This window comes from Mycolicibacterium lutetiense, from assembly GCF_017876775.1.
GTDB lineage: Bacteria > Actinomycetota > Actinomycetes > Mycobacteriales > Mycobacteriaceae > Mycobacterium > Mycobacterium lutetiense.
The window spans coordinates 1,356,367-1,380,578 of the sequence record NZ_JAGIOP010000002.1; the positions used below are offsets into that span (position 1 = coordinate 1,356,367).

General features: G+C 65.1%; 20 protein-coding genes. 8 read left to right on the forward strand and 12 right to left on the reverse strand.

Annotated elements, in window-relative coordinates; genetic code table 11:
• The first annotated feature begins 17 nt into the window (after positions 1-17).
• On the forward strand, positions 18-1,457 hold the full coding sequence (yczR, locus tag JOF57_RS15845; RefSeq protein ID WP_209917986.1) for a MocR-like transcription factor YczR: 1,440 nt from the start codon (positions 18-20) through the stop codon (positions 1,455-1,457).
• Between the two features lie 10 nt (positions 1,458-1,467).
• Here yczR and JOF57_RS15850 read toward each other — a convergent pair whose 3' ends face one another.
• The 3 genes from JOF57_RS15850 to ctaD are packed head-to-tail and all read right to left on the reverse strand — an operon-like array spanning position 1,468 to position 4,833.
• A complete protein-coding gene (locus JOF57_RS15850; RefSeq protein ID WP_209917987.1) occupies positions 1,468-1,776 on the reverse strand; it encodes a hypothetical protein in 309 nt (102 codons plus the stop codon).
• Between the two features lie 36 nt (positions 1,777-1,812).
• Positions 1,813-3,063, reverse strand: coding sequence for a phosphoserine phosphatase SerB (gene serB, locus JOF57_RS15855; RefSeq protein WP_209917988.1), 1,251 nt, complete (start codon positions 3,061-3,063; stop codon positions 1,813-1,815).
• A gap of 42 nt (positions 3,064-3,105) precedes the next feature.
• Positions 3,106-4,833: an aa3-type cytochrome oxidase subunit I gene (ctaD, locus tag JOF57_RS15860; protein ID WP_209917990.1), complete on the reverse strand. Its 1,728-nt coding sequence runs from the start codon at positions 4,831-4,833 to the stop codon at positions 3,106-3,108.
• Positions 4,834-5,009: 176 nt separating this feature from the next.
• Between ctaD and JOF57_RS15865 the strand changes: the two genes are divergently transcribed.
• The 3 genes from JOF57_RS15865 (at position 5,010) to JOF57_RS15875 (ending at position 7,579) form a co-directional block, all read left to right on the forward strand.
• Positions 5,010-6,083: an iron-siderophore ABC transporter substrate-binding protein gene (locus JOF57_RS15865; protein WP_407666575.1), complete on the forward strand. Its 1,074-nt coding sequence runs from the start codon at positions 5,010-5,012 to the stop codon at positions 6,081-6,083.
• 10 nt (positions 6,084-6,093) lie between these two features.
• Positions 6,094-6,369, forward strand: a complete 276-nt coding sequence (locus tag JOF57_RS15870) for a YciI family protein (protein ID WP_209917993.1) — start codon at positions 6,094-6,096, stop codon at positions 6,367-6,369.
• Between the two features lie 160 nt (positions 6,370-6,529).
• Entirely contained in the window at positions 6,530-7,579 is a 1,050-nt protein-coding gene (locus JOF57_RS15875) for an NAD(P)-dependent alcohol dehydrogenase (protein WP_209917995.1), read from the forward strand.
• 62 nt (positions 7,580-7,641) lie between these two features.
• On the opposite strand, the gene JOF57_RS15880 is transcribed toward JOF57_RS15875, so the two are convergent.
• Together JOF57_RS15880 and JOF57_RS15885 are read right to left on the reverse strand one after the other, a co-directional pair.
• On the reverse strand, positions 7,642-7,989 hold the full coding sequence (locus JOF57_RS15880; protein WP_209917997.1) for a DUF3349 domain-containing protein: 348 nt from the start codon (positions 7,987-7,989) through the stop codon (positions 7,642-7,644).
• Positions 7,990-8,021: 32 nt separating this feature from the next.
• A complete protein-coding gene (locus tag JOF57_RS15885) occupies positions 8,022-9,392 on the reverse strand; it encodes an alpha/beta hydrolase (protein ID WP_209917999.1) in 1,371 nt (456 codons plus the stop codon).
• 112 nt (positions 9,393-9,504) lie between these two features.
• On the opposite strand from JOF57_RS15885, the gene JOF57_RS15890 reads away from it, so the two are divergent.
• On the forward strand, positions 9,505-10,041 hold the full coding sequence (locus JOF57_RS15890) for a hypothetical protein (RefSeq protein WP_234938146.1): 537 nt from the start codon (positions 9,505-9,507) through the stop codon (positions 10,039-10,041).
• Between the two features lie 65 nt (positions 10,042-10,106).
• On the opposite strand, the gene JOF57_RS15895 is transcribed toward JOF57_RS15890, so the two are convergent.
• From JOF57_RS15895 to JOF57_RS15910, 4 genes are read right to left on the reverse strand one after another with little or no spacing between them, the layout of a single operon-like run.
• Positions 10,107-12,176, reverse strand: coding sequence for an FAD-dependent oxidoreductase (locus tag JOF57_RS15895; protein WP_209918001.1), 2,070 nt, complete (start codon positions 12,174-12,176; stop codon positions 10,107-10,109).
• Entirely contained in the window at positions 12,173-15,385 is a 3,213-nt protein-coding gene (locus tag JOF57_RS15900; RefSeq protein WP_209918003.1) for an ATP-binding protein, read from the reverse strand. Before JOF57_RS15900 ends, JOF57_RS15895 begins: the two co-directional genes overlap by 4 nt.
• Positions 15,382-16,104: a hypothetical protein gene (locus JOF57_RS15905; protein ID WP_209918005.1), complete on the reverse strand. Its 723-nt coding sequence runs from the start codon at positions 16,102-16,104 to the stop codon at positions 15,382-15,384. The genes JOF57_RS15900 and JOF57_RS15905 overlap by 4 nt, the downstream gene beginning before the upstream one ends.
• Positions 16,097-17,581: a hypothetical protein gene (locus JOF57_RS15910; RefSeq protein ID WP_209918006.1), complete on the reverse strand. Its 1,485-nt coding sequence runs from the start codon at positions 17,579-17,581 to the stop codon at positions 16,097-16,099. Before JOF57_RS15910 ends, JOF57_RS15905 begins: the two co-directional genes overlap by 8 nt.
• Positions 17,582-17,692: 111 nt before the next feature.
• On the opposite strand from JOF57_RS15910, the gene JOF57_RS15915 reads away from it, so the two are divergent.
• Together JOF57_RS15915 and JOF57_RS15920 are read left to right on the forward strand one after the other, a co-directional pair.
• Complete coding sequence (locus JOF57_RS15915) at positions 17,693-18,379, forward strand: hypothetical protein (RefSeq protein WP_209918007.1); 687 nt, start codon at positions 17,693-17,695, stop codon at positions 18,377-18,379.
• Positions 18,376-19,428 carry a polyprenyl synthetase family protein gene (locus tag JOF57_RS15920; RefSeq protein WP_209918008.1) on the forward strand — a complete coding sequence of 351 codons (1,053 nt, stop codon included), beginning with the start codon at positions 18,376-18,378 and terminating at the stop codon, positions 19,426-19,428. The genes JOF57_RS15915 and JOF57_RS15920 overlap by 4 nt, the downstream gene beginning before the upstream one ends.
• A 1-nt stretch (position 19,429) precedes the next feature.
• Here the strand turns inward: JOF57_RS15920 and nrdF are convergent, their stop codons facing one another.
• The 3 genes from nrdF to JOF57_RS15935 form a co-directional block, all read right to left on the reverse strand.
• On the reverse strand, positions 19,430-20,392 hold the full coding sequence (gene nrdF / locus JOF57_RS15925; RefSeq protein ID WP_234938550.1) for a class 1b ribonucleoside-diphosphate reductase subunit beta: 963 nt from the start codon (positions 20,390-20,392) through the stop codon (positions 19,430-19,432).
• Positions 20,393-20,467: 75 nt separating this feature from the next.
• Positions 20,468-22,009, reverse strand: coding sequence for a flavin-containing monooxygenase (locus JOF57_RS15930; protein WP_209918010.1), 1,542 nt, complete (start codon positions 22,007-22,009; stop codon positions 20,468-20,470).
• An 80-nt stretch (positions 22,010-22,089) separates the two neighbouring features.
• Positions 22,090-22,830 carry a TetR/AcrR family transcriptional regulator gene (locus JOF57_RS15935; protein WP_209918012.1) on the reverse strand — a complete coding sequence of 247 codons (741 nt, stop codon included), beginning with the start codon at positions 22,828-22,830 and terminating at the stop codon, positions 22,090-22,092.
• 150 nt (positions 22,831-22,980) lie between these two features.
• Between JOF57_RS15935 and JOF57_RS15940 the strand changes: the two genes are divergently transcribed.
• On the forward strand, positions 22,981-24,159 hold the full coding sequence (locus JOF57_RS15940) for a geranylgeranyl reductase family protein (RefSeq protein WP_209918014.1): 1,179 nt from the start codon (positions 22,981-22,983) through the stop codon (positions 24,157-24,159).
• The last annotated feature ends 53 nt before the right edge of the window (positions 24,160-24,212 follow it).

The following is a 24,212-nucleotide window of genomic DNA, read 5'->3' on the forward strand; positions in this document are numbered from 1 at the left end:
CCCATACTGGCCTTATTATGTCGACGGATATGGCCACCAGAGCCCTCGATGTGGACCTATTGGCGCGCGAATTGGGCAACTGGCGTACCTCTAGCCAAAGTGGCCCCGCCTACCTCAGCCTGGCCGACGCCATCCGGCTGCTGATCGTGGACGGCCGCGTTCCGGTCGGGTCACGCATTCCCAGCGAACGCGCGCTGGCCGACTCGCTGCGGGTGTCACGCACCACGGTCACCGCGGCCTTCACCCAACTGCGCGACGACGGCTATCTACACGCCCGTCGCGGAGCGCGCAGCATCACCGCCCTACCCGCCGCCGGCCACCTCCAGCCCGACACCACCACACCGACGGTCAGCCTCGCCGCCGCGGCGCTGCCCGCGCCCGGCACTGCGGTGCTGGAAGCCTTTGCCGAGGCAGCACGCGATATCGCGCCCTATCTGCGCGAGCCGGGTCACGAACTGATGGGTGTCGGGCCCCTGCGTGCGGCTATCGCCGAAAGGTATTGCAGCAGAGGACTCCCCACCGATCCGAGCCAGATCATGGTGACCAGCGGTGCCCAGCACGCCATCGGACTCATCCTGGCCAGCCACACCCAGCCCGGCGACCGGGTACTGGTCGAGCAACCCACGTATCACGGTGCGCTGGCGGCGATCTCGACTGCCGGGGTGCGGCCCGTTCCGGTCTCGCTCACCGAGGACGGCTGGGAACTCGACGCGGTACAGGCCGCGCTGCGACAGCTCGCGCCGAGCCTGGCCTACCTGGTTCCCGACAGCCACAACCCGACCGGTTTCACCATGCCGACGGCAGAGCGAAAGCGGTTGGGGCAGATCATTTCCGACACCCGGACCCGCACCATCGTCGATGAATCGATCGCCGACATGTGGATCGACGAGGCGCCGCCCGAACCACTGGCCGCCGCGGTCCCCCGCAACGATCTCGTGCTGACCATCGGCTCGATGTCGAAATCGTTCTGGGGCGGTCTGCGGGTCGGCTGGATCCGCGCCGAGCGCGGCACGCTGGCCACCATCGCGGCGATCCGGCCTTCGGTGGACCTCGGTACCCCGATCCTCGAACAACTTGCCGCGGCGAAACTCCTCGCGATGCGTGCGGACGTGCTGCCGGACCGGCGTGAGATCCTGCGTGCCCGTCGGGAGTTCCTGGTGGCGTTGTTGGCCCGAGAGCTTCCGGACTGGCAGCCCGGGCACGGCCGCGGCGGAATGTCGTTGTGGGTGAAGTTGCCCGCGCCGATGAGCACCGCGTTGTCGGCCGCCGCGATGCGGCTGGGTCTGGATGTGCCCGCCGGGCCGCGGTTCGGGGTGGACGGCACGCTCGAGCGGTTCATCCGGCTGCCTTATGCGCTGCCGGAGCCGGAGCTCGAAGAGGCGGTGCAGCTGTTGGTGCGGGCCTGGCACAGCATCACCGGCACGCTCAGTGCGGCACCTCAGACGCTGGTGGTCTGAGCCGCAGGCCCTACGGCTGCTGTGACATCGCGTAGCAGGTGGAGTAATGCTCGATGGTGCACGGGATTCCGTTCACCGTCGGCAGCTGGCCCGGCCGGCTCTGGATGTTCGCGTCACCGGTGCCGGGCGCCATCACCGGCGGCGCCACCGCGCCCATCCCGCCGCCGGACGAACCGGCCACGCACACACCGTCGAACTTGGTCGACTTGGTGCCAGACGGGCACCGCTTGGCCTCGGCGGGCGTGGCGATCGCCAGCTGTCCCAGCACTGCGGCAACGGCGAACACACCGACCACGACCGTGTTCTTCAGGCTCGCCATGCCCCTACCCTACGTCAGGGGTGACCCGGCGCGGAGTCAGTCCTCGGGGATCTCGACGCGGCGCAACACGCCGTCCTGGGCATCGGCGGCCTCGATCTCCCCGCGGGTGACGCCGAGGATGAACAGCACGGTGTCCAGGTAGGGATGGCTCAACGACGCGTCGGCGACCTCGCGCAACGCGGGTTTGGCATTGAAGGCGACGCCGAGGCCGGCGGCCGCCAGCATGTCGATGTCGTTGGCCCCGTCTCCGACGGCCACGGTCTGTTCCATGGGGACGCCGACCTGCTGGGCGAAATCCCTCAGCGCCTTGGCTTTTCCTGGGCGGTCGACGACCGGGCCGATGACCCGCCCGGTCAGCTTGCCGTCGACGACCTCCAGTTCGTTGGCGGCCACGTAGTCCAGCATGAGTTCGTGGGCAAGCGGTTCGATGACCTGACGGAAACCGCCTGACACCACGCCGCAGTGGAAACCGAGTCGCCGCAACGTCCGGATGGTGGTCCGGGCGCCCGGTGTCAGCTCGACCTGCTCGGCGACATCGTCGAGAACCGAGGCAGGTAGGCCGGCCAGCGTCGCCACCCGTCGGTGCAGGGATTCGGCGAAATCAAGTTCGCCGCGCATCGCGGCTTCGGTGACGGCGGCCACCTGTGCTTCCATGCCGGCCCGGGCGGCCAGCATCTCGATGACCTCACCCTGGATCAGGGTGGAATCGACGTCGAAGACGATGAGACGCTTGGCCCGACGGGAAAGGCTGTAATCCTCGAGCGCGATGTCGACACCTTCGTCGACCGCCACCTGTGCCAACTCGGATTGGAGCTGGCTGTAGACCGTGCTGTTGGGGCCCGTCGGCACCGACACCCGCAACTCCAGGCCGGTCACCGGGTAGTCCGACACCCCGCGGATCGTGTCGATGTTGACACCCAAACCCGCGACTGCGCGGGCCACCACGCTGAAGGCCTCGGCGGTGATCGGACGGCCCAGCACCACGATCGTGTGGGTCGACGGCTCGCGCATGACGGGCATGTCGTCGCTGCGCTCGATCGTCACGTCCAGGCCGAGGCGGTGAATCGCCGTCTCGACGTCACTGCGCAGCGCGTCGGCAACCGTTTCGACCGGTGCCGCGACCAGCACACCGAGGGTGAGCCGGCCGCGGACCACGACCTGTTCGACGTTGCGCAGCTCCACCTGATGGCGGGCGAGCACCTCGAACAATGCCGAGGTGACGCCGGGCCGGTCGACTCCGGTGACGGTGATCAGTACCGACGAGCGCTCGCGTGGAGCACCGGTCATCGAATCACCGTCGACGTGCTCATCCCCGGATGCTGCCACCCGTCAGCTGGAGCTGTCCGCAGGCTCGAGCTCTGGGTGATGCGTGCGGCCCACGTGGGCCTCGGCACGCATCCGCTCGACCATGTGCGGGTAGTGCAGCTCGAACGCCGGGCGCTCCGAACGGATCCGGGGCAGCTCGGTGAAGTTGTGCCGCGGCGGCGGGCAAGAGGTCGCCCACTCCAGCGAGTTGCCGTAACCCCAGGGGTCATCGACCGTCACCGGCTCGCCGTAGCGCCAGCTCTTGAACACGTTCCACACGAACGGCAGCGTCGAGATGCCCAGGATGAAGGCACCGATCGTGGAGATCACGTTGAGCGTGGTGAAGCCGTCGGACGGCAGGTAGTCGGCGTAGCGACGCGGCATGCCCTCGTCACCGACCCAGTGCTGCACCAGGAAGGTGGTGTGGAAGCCGATGAAGGTCAGCCAGAAGTGCAGCTTGCCCAGGCGTTCGTCGAGCAGACGTCCGGTCATCTTCGGGAACCAGAAGTAGATGCCCGCGTAGGTGGCGAACACGATGGTGCCGAAGAGCACGTAGTGGAAGTGCGCGATGACGAAGTAGCTGTCGGTGACGTGGAAGTCGATCGGCGGGCTGGCCAGCAGCACACCGGACAGGCCACCGAGCAGGAAGGTGATCAGGAAGCCGACCGAGAACAGCATCGGCGTCTCGAATGTCAGCTGGCCCTTCCACATCGTGCCGATCCAGTTGAAGAACTTGATGCCGGTCGGGACCGCGATCAGGAACGTCATGAAGGAGAAGAACGGCAGCAGGACGGCGCCGGTGGCGTACATGTGGTGCGCCCACACCGCGATCGACAGGGCCGCGATGCTGATCGTCGCGTAGATCAGGGTGGTGTAACCGAAGATCGGCTTGCGGCTGAACACCGGGAAGATCTCGGACACGATGCCGAAGAACGGCAGCGCGATGATGTACACCTCGGGATGCCCGAAGAACCAGAACAGGTGCTGCCACAACAGGACACCGCCGTTGGCCGGGTCGTAGATGTGAGCACCCAGGTGGCGGTCGGCCGCCAGGCCGAACAGTGCGGCGGTCAGGATCGGGAATGCGATCAGCACCAGGATCGAGGTCACCAGGATGTTCCAGGTGAAGATCGGCATCCGGAACATCGTCATGCCCGGCGCACGCATGCACACGATCGTGGTGATCATGTTGACGCCACCGAGGATGGTGCCGAGACCACCGACGGCCAGACCCAGGATCCACAGGTCACCACCGGCACCCGGCGAGTGGATGGCGTCGGTCAGCGGCGAGTAGGCCGTCCAACCGAAGTCCGCGGCACCGCCGGGGGTGATGAAACCACCCATGGCGATCAGCGCACCGAACAGGAACAGCCAGAACGACAGCGCGTTCAACCGCGGGAACGCCACGTCGGGCGCGCCGATCTGCAGCGGGAGCACCAGGTTGGCGAACCCGAACACGATCGGGGTGGCATAGAACAGCAGCATCACTGTGCCGTGCATGGTGAACAGCTGGTTGAACTGCTCATTGCTCAGGAATTGCAACCCGGGCATCGCCAGTTCCGTACGCATGAACAGTGCCATCAGACCGCCGATGAAGAAGAAGGCGAAGCAGACGACGCAGTACATGATGCCGATCAGCTTGTGATCGGTCGTCGTGATGAGCTTGTAGATCAGGTTGCCCTTGGGGCCCATCCGTTCCGGAAAAGGACGACGTGCCTCGAGTTCTCCGATTGGGGGCGCTTCGGCTACCAAGAGATCCTCCAAAGATTCGTCGGGAAATCCCGCATATCGACATGAATCCTAACGCTCCCGAAGCCTCGTGTGCCCCTGGGTCCTACAAACTGTCGTACTAAGTCGCTGCGCGGAGTCAGAACTTTTGACGGCGAGGCCCTGACCAGCGGCGAAGCCGTGAATGTTACGGTCGCCCGGTGCTGATGAACCGACCCCGTGCCGCAGTCGTGGTGATCGCCGCGGCCGCGACACTCGCCAGTGGATGCGGTTCGACGGAGCAGACTCCGCAGTCGCAGACGTCGATCTCGACCAGCGTCACCAAGATCGCCGATTCCGGGGTGTTGGGCAATGAGCGCAAGCCCGACGAATCCTGCGCGGCGGAGCCGGCGGCCACCGATCAGTCGGCGCGCGAGGTCCGCAACGCACGCGCCGACGGTGCCGATATTCCGGAGTCCACCGAGGTGCGCGGCGACCCCCAGCGGATCGTCGCACTGTCCGGTGACCAACTGGACGCACTGTGCGCACTGGGCCTGCAGTCCCGGATCGTGGCGGCCGCACTTGCCGACGGCGCGTCCGAGCAACCCTCCTATCTGGGCGCCGTCGTGCACGGGGTCGCTCCGGCAGGCAGTCGGGGCGCGCCGGACCTGGAGGCCGTCAAGGCCGCCGACCCGGAGTTGATCCTGGGTTCGGCAGCGCTCACTCCGGCGTCCTTCGGAGCACTGTCGGCGATCGCCCCGACTGTGTTCACCGGTGCTCCCGGCGCCGCCTGGCGTGACACGTTGCGCGCGGTGGGTGCGGCGACCGGTCGCGCCGACGCCGCGGCCGACCTGATCGCGAAGTTCGACGACGATGCCCGCGACACCGGCGCGAAGAACGACGCCCCGCACTTCCAGGCTTCGGTGGTACAGCTGACCGAGGACAGCGTCCGGGTGTACGGGGCTGACACCTTCCCCGGCAATGTGCTCGCTGCGGTGGGATTGGATCGCCCTGCCGCACAACGGTTTACCGACAAGCCCTACGAGGAGCTCGGCACCACCGACGCCGACTACCGCAGTGCGGACGCCGACATCGTCTACGTCTCGTTCACGTCTGCCGCAGCCCGGGACAACGCACCCAAGATCCTCCAGAGCCCAGCGTGGCGGGCCCTGTCGGCAGCCAAGGACAACCGGGTTTTCGTGGTGAACAACGAGGTCTGGCAGACCGGGCAGAACATCGTGGCCGCCCGCGGCATTCTCGATGACCTGCGCTGGGTGAACGCCCCGATCAACTAACCTCACGATCGTGTTCCACGTCCTCACCACCACCTATCTGCAACCGATCGACGTCGTCGACCAGACCCGCCCCGCCCATGTGGCGTGGCTCAAGGAGGAAGTGGCCGCGGGCCGCATCCTGTTGGCCGGGCGTCTGGAAACGGCGACCGGTGCGGTGCTCATCACCGGAGACCTCAGCGAAGAAGAGGTCGAGGACGTGATCGCCCGCGATCCCTACACCGTGGCGGGCCTCGTCCGCTGCGAGCGGGTGTCCTTCAACGCGTCCTTGCGCGCACCCGGGTTGTGACCCCGTGCCGGCCTTGATCCGGGAGATATGTCACAGGCGGTAGCGGGATTACCACTGCCGCCTGCGTCGTTGCACGCTGAGGACTGCCGTCACAGGCGGTGATCAGTTAACCGGACTAACCTTTCCGGGATATGTAAGACGACGAGCAAAGAGGGCTTTGATGAGCACTGTTTACGCCTATGCCGCCAACTCGGCGACCGAGCCGCTGGCCAAGACCACCATCACCCGCCGCGAGGTAGGGCCGCACGACGTGGCCTTCGACATCCACTTCGCCGGCATCTGCCACTCCGACATCCACACCGTGAAGGCCGAGTGGGGTACCCCGAACTACCCCGTGGTGGCCGGCCATGAGATCGCCGGCGTCGTCACCGCGGTCGGTTCCGAGGTCACCAAATATCAGGTCGGTGACCATGTCGGCGTCGGCTGTTTCGTCGACTCCTGCCGCGAATGCGACAACTGCAAGGCCGGGCTGCAGCAGTACTGCACCGGCGGCGGCATGGTCGGCACCTACAACGCGACCGAGCGCGACGGCACCCCGACCTACGGCGGCTACAGCGGCGCGATCGTCGTCGACGAGAACTATGTCCTGCGCATCCCGGATTCGATCCCACTGGACAAGGCCGCTCCCCTGCTGTGCGCCGGCGTCACGCTGTTCTCGCCGTTGCGCCACTGGAACGCCGGACCGGGCAAGAAGGTGGCCGTCATCGGCCTCGGCGGTCTCGGCCACATGGGCGTCAAGCTGGCCCACGCGATGGGCGCGCACGTCACCGTGCTGTCGCAGTCGCTGAAGAAGATGGAAGACGGCCTGCGCCTGGGCGCCGACGAGTACTACGCGACCAGCGACCCGGAGACGTTCAGCACGTTGCGGGGCAGCTTCGACCTGATCCTCAACACCGTGTCCGCCAACCTCGACCTGGGCGCCTACCTCGGCCTCCTCAAGCTCGATGGCACGCTGGTGGAGCTGGGCGCGCCGGAAAAGCCGCTGGTCGTGCCGTTCTTCCCGCTGGGCGCCTATCGCCGCAGCCTGTCCGGTTCGATGATCGGCGGCATCCCGGAGACCCAGGAGATGCTCGATTTCTGCGCCGAGCACAACGTGACCCCCGAGATCGAGGTCATCCAGCCCGATTACATCAACGAGGCCTACGAGCGCGTGCTGGCCAGTGACGTGCGGTACCGCTTCGTGATCGACACCGCGTCACTGCGCGGCTGACACACCCCGTCAACACCGAGGATTGCTGCTCAATAGTGGCTTGAATCCTCGGTGTTGACGCGTTATTGGCCTTCTGATTCGGGGGCGTCGGCTTCCACGTCGACGCCGGCCAACGGCCAGCCCCCGGCAGCCAGTCTTGCGGCCACCCGCTGAACGTTCTCCGGGCCGGCGTCGTGTTCGGTGACTTCGGCGATGAATTCCGCGATGTCGTCGCGCTCGATCGGATCGTCAACGTCGGCAGGTGCTGAAGCCTCGGCGATATTGCGCACCACCTCGGCCACCTGCTCCTCGGTGAGTGGGGTGGACCGCAACAGAGCGAGCAGCGGCACCCGATCGGTGCCCGGAACCCCTTCCGGGTAGCCGGCCCGCAGCCAGTTCAGGACCGAGATCAGCAGCGACTTGGTTGACACCCCGTAAGTTTCCCGCCGAGCACCCGGAATCGCTAGCTCGGGGCGGCCTGGACATTCGTCGGCGGCTCCGGCGTCGGGACCGGCAACGCGGTCTTGTCCACGCCGGGGGTGTCGAGCTGACCGGCCAACCATGGCAGGGCGACGCCAAAGGCGTTGGCGGCGAATGCCCAGTCATGGCGGCCCGGCGCGGTCTGCACCGAGCACGTGATCGCTTCGGCGCGGGCTGCGTCGCACAGCGTGGTCGCGGCGACGTCCTGGGCCTCGGGGTTGGCCATCGGGTCGTGTGTGACACCGCCGTGGTGCGGCACCTCGAACCACGCCGTGACGTCGGAGTACGGTCCGTGCCGTCGCATGATGGTGACCGGATCGTATGCCGCCCAGGCATCGGCATCTCCACCGAACAGACGGCTGATCGTCTGCGTCTTGTCTCCCGCGTTCGGGCGCAGGTCACCGGCGATGTCGATGAACGACCGGAACATATCGGGATGCATCATCGTGAGGTCCACCGCGCAGGTGCCGCCCATCGACCAGCCCGCAATCCCCCAACCGTCGCGATCCGAACGCACTCCGAAGTTCGAGATCAGGTATGGGACAACGTCCTTGGTCAGGTGGTCGGCGGCGTTGCCCCGGATTCCGTTGACGCACTCGGTGTCGTTGGTGAATGAGCCGGTGGCATCGACGAATACGAACACCGGGGCATTGCCGCCATGCGCAGCCGCGAACCCGTCAAGGATGCCCAGCACGTTGCCTGCGCGCAGCCAGTCGGCCGGGGTATTCAGTTGCGAGCCGATCATCATGACCGCCGGAAGCCGCGGCGGTGGGGTGCTGGCGAACCACGCCGGCGGTAGGTAGACGAGTTCACCGCGGTGGCTGAACCCGGACGCCTGCGAATCGATGGTCACCGGGACCAGCACGCCACTCGGCGGCCTGAAGTGCGCCAGTTGCATCTTCGTGACGGTCAACCGGTCTGTCTGCCCCGGCAGTGGACTCGAGGTGAGCTGCTTCCACATGGCGTCCATGGTCGGGAAGTACCCGACCCACATGTTGAGCGTCAGTCCGCAGGCCAACGCGCAGACCCCGATCGCGGCGACCGACGTGGTGCGGCGCCACCATCGCGCACTCACCCACCCCACAATGGCGACGCCGCCCGCCAGGGCGGTCAACGCGATCCAGATCCACAACTCCGGCGGTCCGGCGTTTCCGGCCACCCCGATCGAGTCGATGTACCAGTACGTCACACCCGCCAACGCGGCCGCCGCGATCACCAGTTCCGGCAACAACCGGCTGCGCCAGCGCGGCGAACGCCAACCCACGGCGGCCCCGAGCAGCAGTGCCGCGATCAGCTGAACGACTACCGGAAACCAGCCGTGGATCAGCGAGATCTGCGAAATGAGCTGGCACATCGCTTCTTTTAATATCAGCGTCAGCTGTCAGCTCACTGAATGGTTACTGGGCGGGCCCCAGTGAACAAATGCCGCGGTCCAGGACGTGACGTCTTAAGCTGGGGTGATGCGGATGGGAATCCTGGTAGCCCTGGTGAGCGCCGTGGTCAGCGCGAGCGCCGGCGTCCCGGGTACGGCCGCGGGCGACCCGCCGCCACCTCCTCCCCCACCCCCGCTCGATCTCAACGCGCTGACGGCCGTGAAGCCCTCGGACTTCGCCATGCAGAACGGCGAGTTCTACGCATTCGCGGTGCCGGGCGATATTGCGTGCGCCATCAGCCGCGGGTCGGGCAAGTACGGCTGCAGCGGCCCGCTGCCCGCGGCACCGGACGGGGCCACCATGGTCATCGGCGCGCAGCAGGGGCTACCGACGTTTGCCAGCGACAGCCGGCCGTTGTTCGCCTATGACGGGTTGCCCAACCGATTGCTGCCCGGATCGCGTATCAGCTTCCGCAATGTGACCTGTGGGACCGACGGCACAGTGACGTTGTGCAGCAACTCCTTTGACGGGGCGGGCTTCGTCCTCAGCCCGGGTGGCAGTCATGTCGTCGATGTGAACAACCCGCTACTGCTCAATACCGGTGAGGGGCACAACCCGTACTTCAATTAAGAGGCCGAGATCCACACCATCAAGATCGCCACGCCGACGGGCCGTGTAGTGGATCCTGCACAAGGTCACGGCATGTAGAACCCGCGAATGCGGTGATAGCGTCCGTGACCGAGCAAGGCATTGGCTGCCTCGAGACCGGACATCACCGCAGCCTCGATACAGCCGGCGTTGATGCCACAGTCCGTCCAATCGCCGGCCAGGATCAGGTTGTCGTAGCCGCTCTCATCGGGCCGTAGCCGGTACTTGTCGCTACCCGGCACCGATTGCACGTAGCGGTCGGACGGGTCGATGTTCACGCTGACATGCTGGGTCGCCATGGCCGCGACGCCGCGCTGGCCATTGTTGCCGCACAACAGTTCCCACTTGAAACCCGTCTCGGATACGGCGTTCGGGAAGTAGAGCCCGAGATATCGGTCGACGTAATCGGCGGCGGCACGATGCACGAGGTCGCGGTACCGGTGGACGTAGCCGGGGTGATCCATGTCCACGGGCCACGGCGTGTCGAGGCTGCCGCAGAAGTAAGCAACGGAGCCAGGACGATCGGGGCCGAGCCAGTTCTCGGCCCACAGCGTCTGCGGCATCGACGCCCACGTTTCGAACGGCCGAGCATACGCGGTGATCGTCGCACCGGGGTTCGACGAACCCAGCGCGTGTTCGTCCGGGCGAAGCCACAACTGGAAGGCCTGCGTTGCAACGGTCTTCACCTTCGCTACCATCTCTCGCCATTCTGGACGGTCCGCGATGAGTTCTGCCGCGACGACCGGAATCATGCCTAGTGAGACGGCCAGCACGACGTGATCAAAGTCCTTGCCCCGCTGCAGAACTGTGGTCTCGATGTCGTCCCGGACGGCGAAATGCGATTCCAGGTCTTGCAGTCCTGGCCGCGCTTGGATCTGGTCACTGAGCGGCGCGCTGGGAAATACGGCGAGACCACCGACATCGACCAAGGGATCGTAGTGGTCGACCCCGTCGGCAAGTAGCACTTGGCGACCCAGGGTGATCGCTTCCACCGTCACGCCTCGGTCATCGACATGCAGTGAATCCACGCGGTGGAAGAACTCGAATTTCACGCCCCGTTTCCGCAGCGCCTGGTAGAGCGGCACCATGACGACTTCGCCCATTCCGGCCGTCATCTTCCAGAAGATCGCCCCTTTGTATTCGAACAGGACGAATCCGATCAGGAAGACCATCACACCGGCAGCCACCGCGGGCTGCTGCGGATCGCCGCGCTCATACCCGAACACCAGGTCGTAAAGACCCCGTACGAAGGCTGAATCGAGCACATCGGGGTGGCCGCCATGGCGCAGCACCCAGTCACCGAACTCCTCATCGTTGATGGCCCTGAATCCGTTCGGATGCGTGATGAGATTGTCGGCGATCACACCGCGGACCGCTGCGACGACAAGCGAGATCAGCAGCCAGCTGCGCCGGTGGTCGGGGCGATCCTCGTAGTCGATCGCCGTGCGGACCGCATCCACCGCATGTTCGAGGAGCTTGCCCGGCGGGCCCGTGCGTGCCTGCGGCTCTGCGACGGCCAGCAGGGCCGCAAGGATCCCACGCTGCACGGCGCTGACCGCCGGAGGCGCCGACGATGGTGGCTGTTCCGCCGAGGAAGTCAGTTCTAGACCCGCTGGAGCCGCACCGCGCAGCGAGTCGGTGAACGCAACGACCAACTGCACGGCCCGCTGCACGAACTCGACCGCCGTGATCTCTTGGCCTGCGCCCCCGGGTTCGCCCGGCAGGAGCTCGTTGCGAGGGTGCGTGCCCAGCCAGGTCAGCCAATCGGAGCCCCACTGCTCGGCCAAGCCAGGATTGTCCGCGGGAACAATAGCCTCATTCCAGGTCCGGATCGGGCACGAGGGATCCGTTGCGGCTCTGTCCAGTTCGGCGTAACACTCACGCAGCAAGGTGAAGGCGTTCTCGTACGATCCGAGCCAGACATGCAGTCCGTGTTCCTCGATCCGGTCGTTCTCGCCGCGGCTCGACGCCCCCTTGCCACCCAGCCGCCAGCCCCGCTGGTAGACGGTGATGGAATCGAACCGGTCGCGCCAACCCGGCTCGCTCAGCCGCCAGGCCGCACTCAGACCAGCCATGCCGCCGCCAAGGATGGCGACCTTCCCGCCGGGACGCCTCACCCGAGCATGGTCCTGGCGTGGACCACGTCGGGCCAGGCGCAGCCGACGGGGAACCGGTGCAGCACTTCGGTGAGCGTCTCCCGTGCCGGCTCACCGAGCAAGCTGAAATGGTCAGTGGCAGCCCGAAGTTCGAAGACCCGCGCATCCTGGCTACGGCCCAGCTCCATGGCCGCTATGAATGCGGCGTGACGAGAGTCCGGGTCCTCGGTGGTGAACGCACGGAGCCTGGTCAGCTCGGCATCGTAAAAGTGCATTCCCGTCTGGCGGGCCAGCTCCAGACCAGTCTGCAGTCTGGCCCGCGCCTCCTCGAATTGTCCTGCCGCGATCAGCAATCGGGCCAGCAGTGCGTCGTAGAACGTGATGAGGGCAATCACGCCGACCGCACGCCAGGTGTCGACGAATCCGGTCAGTAACGCGATGTGCGGGGCGAGTTCGGCAGCGTCCGCGGAGTTGTCGGACAGGGCGATGAGTGCAGCCACCGTCGCGTGCTGCGCTGCGCCGGCAAGCTCCCACGAGTCGAAGCCATGTTGCTCGCCGATCGCGCCGAGTTCGGCTGCCGCGTGGGCGGCCCGATCAAGGTCGCCGGCCTCGATACGTATCAGGACCTCGGCCTGGCGGGTATACGCCAAGCTGAACGCACCTTTAGGGAATGGCATTTCGGCACAGCGGCGTTCGGCATTCCGCAGCTGGGCATCGACACCCGCCATGTCGCCGTCCAGACAGCGGCTCAACGCGAGGTGGGTGTACAAGCCAGCGGTCGGATCGTTCGGCATGAACAGCATTGCATCGAGCGCCCGTGCGCCTTCCTCGGTCAGCGTCAGTGCAGCGTTATCCATCTTGACCCGTGCATAGCCGAACTCACCGCGAAACCAGGCCAGCATCCCGAAGGCGAAGTCGTTGACCGGCAGGAATATCTCTCGCGGTCCGGTGAGGCTGCCCCGGATGGATTCGACCAGTCGCAGTGCACGTTGGAGATCTGCCCGCATGGTGTAGTACGGATAGAGCGACATCACTGTCGACAGCAGTTCGTCGTCCTGAAGGTCGCTGCTGCACAGGTGAAGACAGCGCTCGAAGTCGGCTGCGGCGTTGGGGCTGAACACTCCCTCGGCTGCCTGGGCAAGGAAGGCGCGTCCCAGTCGCAGATGGACCTCGAGGCGGTCGCGGTCGGGTCCGGCCGGCGATTTCTCGACGTGCGTGACGGCATAGCTCAGGTAGGTCAAGGACTCCCGGAGTGCCCCGCGCTGACGGGCGTTGGCAGACGCCTGCGCATAGCTTGCCGCCGCCTCGGCGTAGCGCTCGGCCCGCTCATAGTGGCGCGCGATCAGTGGCCAGTCCGGATTGCCGACCTCTGCTGCGGCTGCCAACGTGTCCGCGGTACGGCTGTGAAGCTCGCGCCGAAGGCTCGGTGGCGACAGTTCTGCCGCCACCTCACGCAACAGTTCGTGGTGAAATCGCCAGCTGTCGTTGTCGAGCGGCTCAAGCACGCGGCCCTGCACCAGCTCTCGGACAACCTGTGCCACTTCCTGCTCGTCGAGATCCACCACCGCCGACAGCAGGCTGCGTTCCACGCGACTACCGATGATCGCCGCAGCCTCGACCACCCTGATCGCATTGTCGCTCGACCGGAGTCGCGCATACAACGCCTCGTAGAGGGTGTCCGGCACTCCGCCGTTGACAGTGGACGTGTCCGATGGTTGGGCTCTGAGCTTGGTCACCAGCTCTTCGATGTACAGCGGCACCCCGTCGCACCGCCGCCGCACGACGTTCCGTTGATCCCGCGTCGCATCGGGGTGTAGTGCGACGATCAGTTCGTCGGTTTCGCTGTCGCTCAGCGGCTTCAGGTCGAATACGTCCACGTGCGGGCCGGCCGGCACCGCTTGCTCCCGGCTTGTCATGACCACCAGCACATGGCCGTCGAGCTCGGTGCCGAGGAGAGACCGGACAACCTCGACGGTGTCTTCGTCGAACCAGTGCATGTCCTCGACAAGCACGAGTGCGGGGGTCTCGCGCACGCACGCCAGCAGGTAATCGCGCACGGTGCCACAGATCTGGCCGTAGAGCTTGCGGCCTTCGGCAGAAACGGGTTGATATCCGACCTGCGGGTCGATCCCGAGCAGAGGTGCCAACAGCGGCAGCACGGTGGTCGGGTCGAGTGAACGCTGCTCGATCTCGGACCGCAGAAGCTGCAGGCGTTCTGCCGGATCGGATGTCCGGTCGATGCCGCAACGGCGCTCGAGCAGGCGGCGGATCGGCCGCAACCCGACATCCGTGTGGAACGGCGATCCGCTCAACTGCAGGATAATTCCGTGCGACTGCGCGGCCAGGTCGACGGCTGACCAGGCCAACCGGCTCTTGCCGATGCCGGCCTCACCCTGAATCGCCACACCCGGAGTCCGCAGTGTCCCGGCTGCAGCTTCGGTCCAGCATCGTTCGAGATGCGCGTACTCGCGTTCCCGTCCGACCAACGGGCCTGGGTCCCGGTCCGCGCGGGTCATATCGCGTTCGACGATCACCCGGTAGTGGCGGACGGGATCGTCGACACCTTTGACGTGTCTCGGCAGCTGCGCATGCAGTTCGAATGACCCACGGACGAGCGGTTCTACGGACTCCGATATCGCCACGGAGCCGGGGTCGGCGAGGCTGCACATCCGGGCGGCGAGGTTCGCCGCGAATCCGTAGACATCGTCTTGTGCGGTATCGAGGTACACGATTCCTCGATGTATCCCGACTCTGACATTGATCTCGACGCCGAAGCGACGCCGGACGCGGGTGCTCAGCTCAGCAATGACTCGTGTGATGTCGAGCGCAGCCTGCACCGCCCGGTGGACGTCGTCCTCGTGGGCGCGGGGGTGGCCGAAGGAGGCCAATAGTCCGTCACCCTTGGTCGAACCGACATGGCCCTCGTACCGATCGACGATTCGCAGTACGTCGTCGCGGTAACGCCCGACGACAGTTCGGTAGGTCTCCGGATCGATCCTGGCGGACAAAGCGGTGGAGTCGACCAGATCGGCATAAAGGATTGTCAACCGGCGGATCTCACCGTATTCGGCCGGCGCCGCCAGGAGGTCCTCGGCGTCGATGTTGTTACGGTCGACGGCCAATACCTGGCCGGCGAGCAGACTGGCGGTCGCTCGGTCTCCCTCCGCAGCGGCGCGCAGCGCTTGATCAAGCAGTTCATCGACGCCGGTCGGCCCGTCAGGTTGGCTCACAGCGCGAACGAGACTTCTACCGTGTCGTCGAGCGTATTGGTGTCGAGCGTGTGGGCAGTGACCTGGCCGGTGTAGACGCCGCTGCACAGGCCCGCCGAGTTCGCGATCATTCTGAATGAATCCGCGTTTGCGGGCAGAACGCCGTTGGACAGGTCGAAGCTGATGTTTTTCCGGATGTCCTCGTTGGGCACGGCTTTCCGGGCCATGGCGGCGACCGCCAAGATTCGGTCGTATGCCTTGGGTGCGATCGCGATGTCGTCGGAGTACAGAACCGGGTCGCCGTAGGCCCCTGGGCCGGCAGCGATCGTCTGCGCGATCTCCGCGCTGCGAAGCATGCCGATCCGCACCACCTTCACCGCAGACTTGACCAGTTCCTCCCGTACGGACGGCGTCGGATTCTTGTCGACCAGATTCGCTGCCTCCGCGGCGACCTGCGTCGCTTCCAGGACGCCGCGCCGGAACACGGTGGTGACGTGATCGGCCAGTAGCAGGACCCGGGCATCCGGTGGTGACTGGAGTGGGATCCGCGCGATGTCAGCAGCGCCCTTGATCGCGATCCGAGTCATATCGAAGATGGACTTGATCGCGTCTTCGGTTCCGAAGGTCGAGGGTTGGGCGTTGATCTTCGCGTAGGCGTCGTTCGCCACCTGGGCCGCACCGTCAATGCTGGCGTTGACCTCTTTGGCGTACTTGGCGGCAATCACTTTGGGGTCATCCATTGCTGGGTTCCTCCTTCGGCGGCTTGACGTTTCGCTCAGCGGTGTCATACACATCGAGCGCCCACGTCCGGAGATCGCTGCCGACCTCTCGGGTGATGTCTTCCACGTCGCTCCTGGTCAGCCCGTCCAGCCACAAGCTGACGGCACTTCCGATGTTGCCGGTCACTTTGTCGACCAGGCTCTTGGCGAGATTCCTGGTGTCGTCGACGGTGTCGTCAAAGTTGATCGGCAACGTCGCCGGGACGTCCGGCGGAACCACGGGCGGTCCCTGGTCCACTGCACCGGCCATGGCCGCCTTGTTCGGCCAGCCTTTCAGTGTTCTGCCGGGAGGCAGCGGCAACGTGCCGTTCATCGCTTTGCTCGCAGCCCCGGCAAGCATCTCCTTGCCGTTGTCGGACCAGCCGAGAAGGCAGCCGAGCGCCGCGGTCGCCGTCGGGCTGAGTCCGTTGACCCGTTCTTCCTTACTGGTTCGGATCCGCACGCCTTTCCCGTCCGGCCCCTTGCGGGTCGGAGTCACCCACAGGTAGCCGTTGTCGATCTCCACGATGCCTGCGGACAAGCCCTCGCCGGTGCGGTTGGTGTCCAACTTGTAGTTGATGATGATGCCCTTGCCGTTTCCCTCGTCGTCTTCTCGTTCATCGAACGAGAAGACGAGAGCGGTCTGCAGCAGGTACTCCTCGGGCTCGGCGGAGATCGACTCGACGATGCGCAACCATCCGTCGGCTGTCAGTCGTCCTGGACTTTGCTCGGTCATCCCGTGAAAGAAGGTGGGGCAACAGAGGTCCCAGTTGAGCGGGTGGATGATCTTCTTGATGTCATCCACCGTCAAATCGGGGTCTTCGGAATCGGTGTAGAGCGTGCTGCAGTACTCCCCGCCGGAATCTTCCAGCGTGCCGAAGCACGGTTTGGAACGTTCGGCGAACTCTGGACCGATCACCTCGCTTCCGACCCGCATGAATGATTCTCGATCGACCATCTCGTCAAACCGCGCCGCGAATGCGTCGACTTTGTCGTCCGGCGTGAGGATTCGTCCTTCTTTTTCCACCGGCCAGGGGTCGAGGATTCCCGGCAGGATTTGTATCAACTGGTTGTCCCGCGGAATTGGTTGCGTAGAGAAAGAATTCTTGACTGCGCGAATCTTTTCGATGACAAGAACTGCATACGCGGCCCGCGCCAACGCCGGATGCCGGTCATCATCGAGGGGTTCGAAGGAGAGTGAAGATCGGGCCTCCATTGGTCGAATTCCACCCAGCGCCACGATCGCCTCGTCGTAGCGCGGGAAACGAAACGGCTGGCTGCGAGGGTCCTGCTGGACCCGGGAACTACCGAGAAAGCTTTCCAGCTCGAGAAACCAGCCGCGCTGGCCCAGCCCTGTGCTGTTCGGGAGAAAATTCTCAATCGTCGTAAGCACGGCGTCATTCATCGGGCCAGGATTCTTATCCGCGTCTATGGCTTCCTGGTCGATCTGACCGAACAAGGCCAAAGAATACCCACGTATATTCGGCATGATCAGCCGCCTTCCGCGATGCGCGGCCTTAGCATACCTTCGTGCAGGTCAATTACTTGAACAAATTGACGGGTGCCGCAGGTGACTGAGCGGATGCTGGGGGACGACAGCACGGTCAATGATCTCCCGTGGGCGGCGGTGTTCGATCCCGCCGCCAATATCCGTGCGCTCGGCGCGGTGCAGTCACAGGGGTTGCGCGCCGCCACCGAACTCGTCAACCGGTTTGTCACGATGGCCGGCGACAGCACGGATGGTCGTGACGATGACGGTGATCAGACACAGCCGGCGAATCGCCCCAACGATGCTCATCCGGCCGCGGCAGATACCGACCGCGTGGTGGCGACGTGGGAGTCGTTGATGCGGCGGCTGGCCGCCACGATGTCGACTGCGGGCCCGGTGTCCGATGGCGCCGGCACATGGGATCTCAACGGCTCGGGTGCGACTGCCGCTGTCCATATCGAAGCCCAGGGCACGGGTCCGGCCTGCGCAGAGGTCTGGCTGCACAACGGCGGACCGACCGGTCACGGTGATATCAGTCTCCGGTGCAGCGATCTGTTGTCCCACAACGGCGATGTGATCGCGGCCGGCGCCATCGAGTTCGACCCGGACCCGGTGTCAATGCCTGCGCGGTGCAGCCGCGGCATCCTCGCGACAGTGCAGCTCGGCGACGGTGTCAGGCCCGGAATCTATCGCGGCACCCTCCTCATCGACGGCCACCCGCACCTGTGGCTTCCACTGGTGCTCTCCTGGCAGCCCCTCGACCGATGACCGAACTCGCCGACCGCGCCGCCCTCGTCACCAATGTCGAAGACCGGTTGCGCGAGGTGGGGCGCGCGGTACGTCGCACGATGCTCGACGCGATGCCCGATGGTGAACCGGTGCAGTGGTTGTACGGGCCGATGCGCGAGTATCCGTCTCGTCCGGGAAAGGCGCTTCGTCCCGCCCTGTGCCTGTCGGCGGGGCGGGCGTTCGGGGCCAGTTCGGAAGAACTCCTCGGAATCGCAGTGGCAATTGAGCTGCTGCACAACGCTTTTCTCGTACACGATGACGTGGCAGACGGAAGTGAGATGCGCCGCGGCAGACCGACGCTCTCGGCAGCCTACGGGCTGGCGGCGGCACTGAACGCGGGCGACGGACTGGCTATCGTTGCCGGACAGGTACTGCGGAGGGCCACCCGACGCCTCGACCGGGATCTCGCGGACCTGGTGTGGAGCGAGTTCGACACGATGGCGATGCGCACCCTCGAGGGTCAAGCGACCGAAGTGGGGTGGCAGCTCGACAATGTCGAAGGCTTGGGCCCGGAGGACTACCTGCACCTGATCATGCATAAAACATGTTGGTACACAACGATTCACCCTCTGCGCGTGGGTGCAATCATCGGTTCTGGAGGAACCCTCGACCTCGGCCCACTGGTGCGTTTCGGATTTCATTTCGGCGCGGCATTTCAGATTCGAGACGATCTGCTGAATCTTGTCGGGGATGAACACACCTACGGGAAAGAGATCCTCGGCGACATCTACGAAGGCAAGCGGACCCTTCCGCTGATGCACCTCTTGAGCGTCGCGGACGACGCGGACAAGGCACTCGTTCACCGTTACCTGCGACTGACCCGGCCCGAACGGACGTCCGACCTGGTGCAGGCTGTGCGCAGGATGATGGATGACTACGGCAGCATCAATTTCACGATTGAGTACGCCGAGGGCATCCTGCTGGTTGCCGAGGACCATTTCGAGCAGGCGTTCGCCGCCGCACAGCCAGGTCCGGATCTGGACTTCCTACGGTCGCTGGTGCCCTACGTGTGGGCCAGGTGGCGATGACCTAGAAGTCCCAGTCCTCGTCTTCGGTGACGACGGCCTTGCCGATGACGTACGACGAGCCGGACCCCGAGAAGAAGTCATGATTCTCGTCGGCATTCGGTGAGAGCGCGGACAGGATCGCCGGGTTCACGTCAGTCTCGTCCTTGGGGAACAGCGCCTCGTAGCCGAGGTTCATCAGTGCCTTGTTGGCGTTGTAGCGCAGGAACTTCTTGACGTCCTCGGTGAGACCGACCTCGTCATACAGATCCTGGGTGTACTCGACCTCGTTGTCGTAGAGCTCGAACAGCAGCTCGTAGGTGTAATCCTTGAGCTCCGCACGCCGTTCCTCGTCGAGGAGCGCCAACCCGCGCTGGTACTTGTAGCCGATGTAGTAGCCGTGCACGGCCTCGTCGCGGATGATCAGCCGGATCATGTCGGCGGTGTTGGTCAGCTTGGCCCGGCTGGACCAGTACATCGGCAGGTAGAAGCCCGAGTAGAACAGGAAGCTCTCCAGCAGGGTGGAGGCCACCTTGCGCTTGAGCGGTTCGTCACCCTTGTAGTACCGCATGACGATCTCGGCCTTGCGCTGCAGGTTGGGGTTTTCCTCCGACCAGCGGAACGCGTCGTCGATCTCGGCCGTCGAGCACAGCGTGGAGAAGATATTGCTGTAGCTGCGCGCGTGCACCGACTCCATGAAGGCGATGTTGGTGTAGACGGCTTCCTCGTGCGGCGTGAGCGCATCGGGGATCAGGCTGACCGCACCGACCGTGCCCTGGATGGTGTCCAGCAGCGTCAGCCCGGTGAACACCCGCATGGTGAGCTGCTTCTCGTGCGCGGTGAGCGTGCCCCACGACGGGATGTCGTTGGACACCGGCACCTTCTCCGGCAACCAGAAATTACCGGTGAGTCGATCCCAGACCTCGGCGTCTTTCTCATCCTGGAGACGGTTCCAGTTGATCGCTGAGACACGGTCGATCAGCTTCATGCCATCGCTCACCAGAACCCCATTTCACCAGGTTGTTTTGTTTGCCGAACAGTCACCACGACACTACCCCTGGGGTTAGGCACCCGCGGGGACCCCAGCATCTTGTGCCTTCGTGTCGCGGTCAGCACGGATGAAATCGAACTCCGCGGGGTCCAGCTTGCGCGTTGCGAGCCAGTACTGCCAGGTCATGCCGCTCCACAGGGTCCGGTTGACTCCGTGTTCGTCCATGTACCAGCTCTGGCAACCTCCGGTGCTGAAGACCGTGTCGGCCAGATCGCGTTGCAACTCAGCGTTGTACTCCGCCTGGGCTTGCGGGCTGGGCGCCAGTGCAGCGGCCCCGGCGTGGTCGACGGCGGCGATCGCCTGACCGACGTAGCGGATCTGGGATTCGATCATGAACACCACCGAGTTGTGGCCCAGCGCGGTGTTCGGCCCCAGCAGGAAGAACAGGTTGGGCATGCCGGACACGGCGACGCCGCGGTGGGCTGTCATGCCCTCGCGGTTCCAGCGGTCCACCAGGTCCTCGCCGTCGGCACCCTTGATGTCGACGTAGGTGTAGGAGTCGGTGACGTGGAATCCGGTGGCCCATACGACGACGTCGACCGGATGCTCGACGCCGTCGGAGGTGACGATGCCGGTCGGCGTCATCCGGGTGATCGACTCGGTGATCACCTGAGTCTTGGGGTTGGCGATTCCGCGGTAATACTTGTCGGAGTTGAGGATTCGCTTGCACCCGGCGCGGTAGCTGGGCGTGAGTTTGCGGCGCAGCTCGGGATCCTTGATGCTGCGGTTGATGTTGTAGCGGCCCATCGCCTCGCCGATCTTGAGCAGCCGTGGCTGCTGTGTCATCGCGAAGCCGACTCCCTCATGGATCCAGTAGATGGCGGCGCGCATCGCCGCGCGGGTGCCGGGCACGTAACTGAACATGCGCCGAATCGATTGCGGGAACTTGGTGTTCACCCGTGGCATCACCCACGCCGGGGTGCGCTGGTACAGATGCAGCTCGGCGACATCGTCGACGATTGCGGGCACGATCTGGATGGCGCTGGCCCCGGTGCCGATCACCGCGACCCGCTTGCCGGTGAGGTCGACGCTGTGGTCCCACTGCGCGGAATGGAAAGCCGCACCGGTGAACTCGTCGGCCCCTTCGATCGCCGGGATCTGCGGGATGTGCAGGCCGCCGGCGCCGGACACCAGGAACTGGGAGATGAACTCCTGGCCGGTGTCACTGAACACGTGCCAGCGCAGTTCCTGTTCGTCCCAGTGAGCGCGGTCCACGTGGGTGTTGAACCGGGTATAGCGGCGCAGCCCGTACTTGGTCGCCACGCCGAGCAGGTAATCCTGGATCTCGGGCTGGAAGGACCACATGTGGCTCCAGTCCGATTTCGGCTCGAACGAGAACGAGTACATGTGCGACGGGATGTCGCAGGCGCAACCCGGATAGGTGTTGTCGCGCCACGTCCCACCGAACTCGTCGGCCTTCTCCAGGATGAGGAAATCAACGCCGCGGCGTTGCAGTTCGATCGCCATCCCCAGCCCCGAGAACCCGCTGCCGATGATCAAGGCGCGGGTGTGGATGGGTTGCTGACCCTGTGGTGAGGGTTGGGCAGCCGTCATAGGTCAAGTCCTTTTCTGGGAACGGCGGTACCGGATATTTCCCAGTCTCCGGACGCGGGAGTCAGCTGTCAACGAGACGGTCAGCTGGCGTGCTGGCGACGCTGGACACCTTCGTGCAGCGGCAGGTCCGGGTCGATCCAGACGCCGAGCAGTTCACAGGTGCCGTTGATGGAACCGACCATGATGGTGGTCAGGTGGTTGACGAACTCCTCGGCCGGCATCCGGCGCGGGCTGTCCTCCTCGGCGCCCAGCCACCAGTCCGTGGCCGACGCGCAGGCACCGAAGGTGGCGAATGCCGCCAATTCGATCGCGGCCCCGTCCAGTTCCATCTCACGTAGTTCGTTGGAGAACATGTCGGCCATGGCCAAGGTGATGCCGCGGCCCTCGTTGAGTGCGCGCATCGTCGATTCGCTCTGTTCGGCGAACCGGCCCTGGATCAGGAACCGCAACACGTTCGGGTGTTCGTCCACGAGCCGGACGTACTGCTCGACGCTGCGCCGGATGACTTCCCGGGCCGGGTCGGCACCGAGGTTGATCGCCGGGAAGATCGCCGACCACAGCATGTCGCGCAGTCGCTCACCGATGGCCTGGAACAGATCCGACTTGTCGGCGAAATGCCGATAGATCTTGGGCTTGGCGGTACCGGCCTCTTCGGCGATCTCGCGCAGGCTCACCTCAGGCCCCAGACGGTCGATCGCCCGGAACGAGGCGTCGACGATTTCCGAGCGCACCTTCTTGCGGTGCTCACGCCAACGCTCGCTACGGGCATCGACCTTGACGCCCGGGCTATCGCTGGAATGTGATCTCGACGTTCGCCGCACGCGATCACTGTACTCGCCCTGATGGCGCTGACCTGCTCAGACCGTCACGCAACACGCGGTTTTGCCGTTGACCCGCCCGTTCGACCACCAGTCTGCTGACATGTTGCTTCGGTAGGATTGCTGAGACGGCCAACCGATGAGACGAGGCTCATGACACAGCGATACGACCTGGTCATAGCTGGTGGCGGCCCTTCGGGGTCGGCCGCGGCGTGGCAGGCGGCGCAGACCGGCGCCAACGTGCTGGTCCTCGACAAGGCGGAGTTCCCGCGCGACAAGCCATGTGGTGACGGTCTCACTGCCCGCGCGGTGAGTTACCTGCAGAAGATGGGCCTGGCCGATGAGGTTGCCAAGTTCCATCGGGTCAACAAGGTGACCGTGTTCAGCCCCAGCGAGTGGGAGCTGTCCTTCCCGCGTCGCCCCGGTATGCCCGACCATGGCCATACCGTCAGCCGCACCGAACTCGACACGTTGCTGCTCAAGCATGCGGGGTCGGCAGGCGCCGAGGTTCGTCAGGGCGCCGAGGTCTCCGGACCCGAATTCGACGCCAAGGGCCGCGTGGTCGGCGTGGTGCTCAAGGGCGGTGAAAAGGTCTACGGAGACGCGGTGATCGCGGCCGACGGTGCCTACTCCCCCATCAAGCGGGCCCTGAAGATCAACTCTGAGTACAACGGCTACTCGGCCATCGCGATCCGGTCCGAGATGCAGGTGAACCGTCCCGACTCCGATACGTTCGAGATCTACCTGAAGCTGTTGTTCCAGGGCGATCAACTGCCCGGGTACGGGTGGGTGTTCCCGATGGGCGGCGGCCGATTCAACATCGGCTTGGGCTATGTGAACAGCTACAAGAACTGGCAGTCGATCAACGCCACCCAGTTCCTCGGCGATTTCCTGCGGACCCTGCCCGCCGAATGGGAGCTGCCGCCGATCGAGGAGCTCAAGAAGAACAAGAGCGTGCGGGCGTGGCGATTGCCGATGGGCTTCACGGCGTGGCCGCCGTGGCGTCCGGGGGTGCTGTTCGTCGGGGACTCGCTGGGCGCCGGCAAGCCGGTGTCCGGGGCCGGTATTTCCAAGGCGCTCGAATCCGGTTTGACCGCAGGCGAATGCGCAATTGCCGCGCTCACCAATGGTGGGCCCGACGACTTCACGAACTACGAGCAGCGGATACGCGCGACCTGGGGCCGAGAATACCGACGCGGTCGGTTCTTCAACAAGCTCGCCGGGATACCCGCCGTGGCGGGTGCGGGCCTGAAGGCACTGGACAACCACACGTTCCGCGACCTGCTGCTCAAGTCGTTGTACAAGAAGGCGCAGAGCCCGCAGCACACCTAACGCGTGCATTTTGTCGAGTGGCCAGTTATCGCACGCCATCTCGTGTTTCGTGT

Coding starts and splice junctions, on each gene's coding strand:
- yczR (WP_209917986.1), top strand. CDS start 18: ATGTCGACGGATATGGCCACCAGAGCCCTCGATGTGGACCTATTGGCG.
- JOF57_RS15850 (WP_209917987.1), bottom strand. CDS start 1,776: ATGGCGAGCCTGAAGAACACGGTCGTGGTCGGTGTGTTCGCCGTTGCC.
- serB (WP_209917988.1), bottom strand. CDS start 3,063: ATGACCGGTGCTCCACGCGAGCGCTCGTCGGTACTGATCACCGTCACC.
- JOF57_RS15875 (WP_209917995.1), top strand. CDS start 6,530: ATGAGCACTGTTTACGCCTATGCCGCCAACTCGGCGACCGAGCCGCTG.
- JOF57_RS15885 (WP_209917999.1), bottom strand. CDS start 9,392: ATGTGCCAGCTCATTTCGCAGATCTCGCTGATCCACGGCTGGTTTCCG.
- JOF57_RS15890 (WP_234938146.1), top strand. CDS start 9,505: ATGGGAATCCTGGTAGCCCTGGTGAGCGCCGTGGTCAGCGCGAGCGCC.
- JOF57_RS15905 (WP_209918005.1), bottom strand. CDS start 16,104: ATGGATGACCCCAAAGTGATTGCCGCCAAGTACGCCAAAGAGGTCAAC.
- JOF57_RS15920 (WP_209918008.1), top strand. CDS start 18,376: ATGACCGAACTCGCCGACCGCGCCGCCCTCGTCACCAATGTCGAAGAC.
- nrdF (WP_234938550.1), bottom strand. CDS start 20,392: ATGAAGCTGATCGACCGTGTCTCAGCGATCAACTGGAACCGTCTCCAG.
- JOF57_RS15930 (WP_209918010.1), bottom strand. CDS start 22,009: ATGACGGCTGCCCAACCCTCACCACAGGGTCAGCAACCCATCCACACC.
- JOF57_RS15940 (WP_209918014.1), top strand. CDS start 22,981: ATGACACAGCGATACGACCTGGTCATAGCTGGTGGCGGCCCTTCGGGG.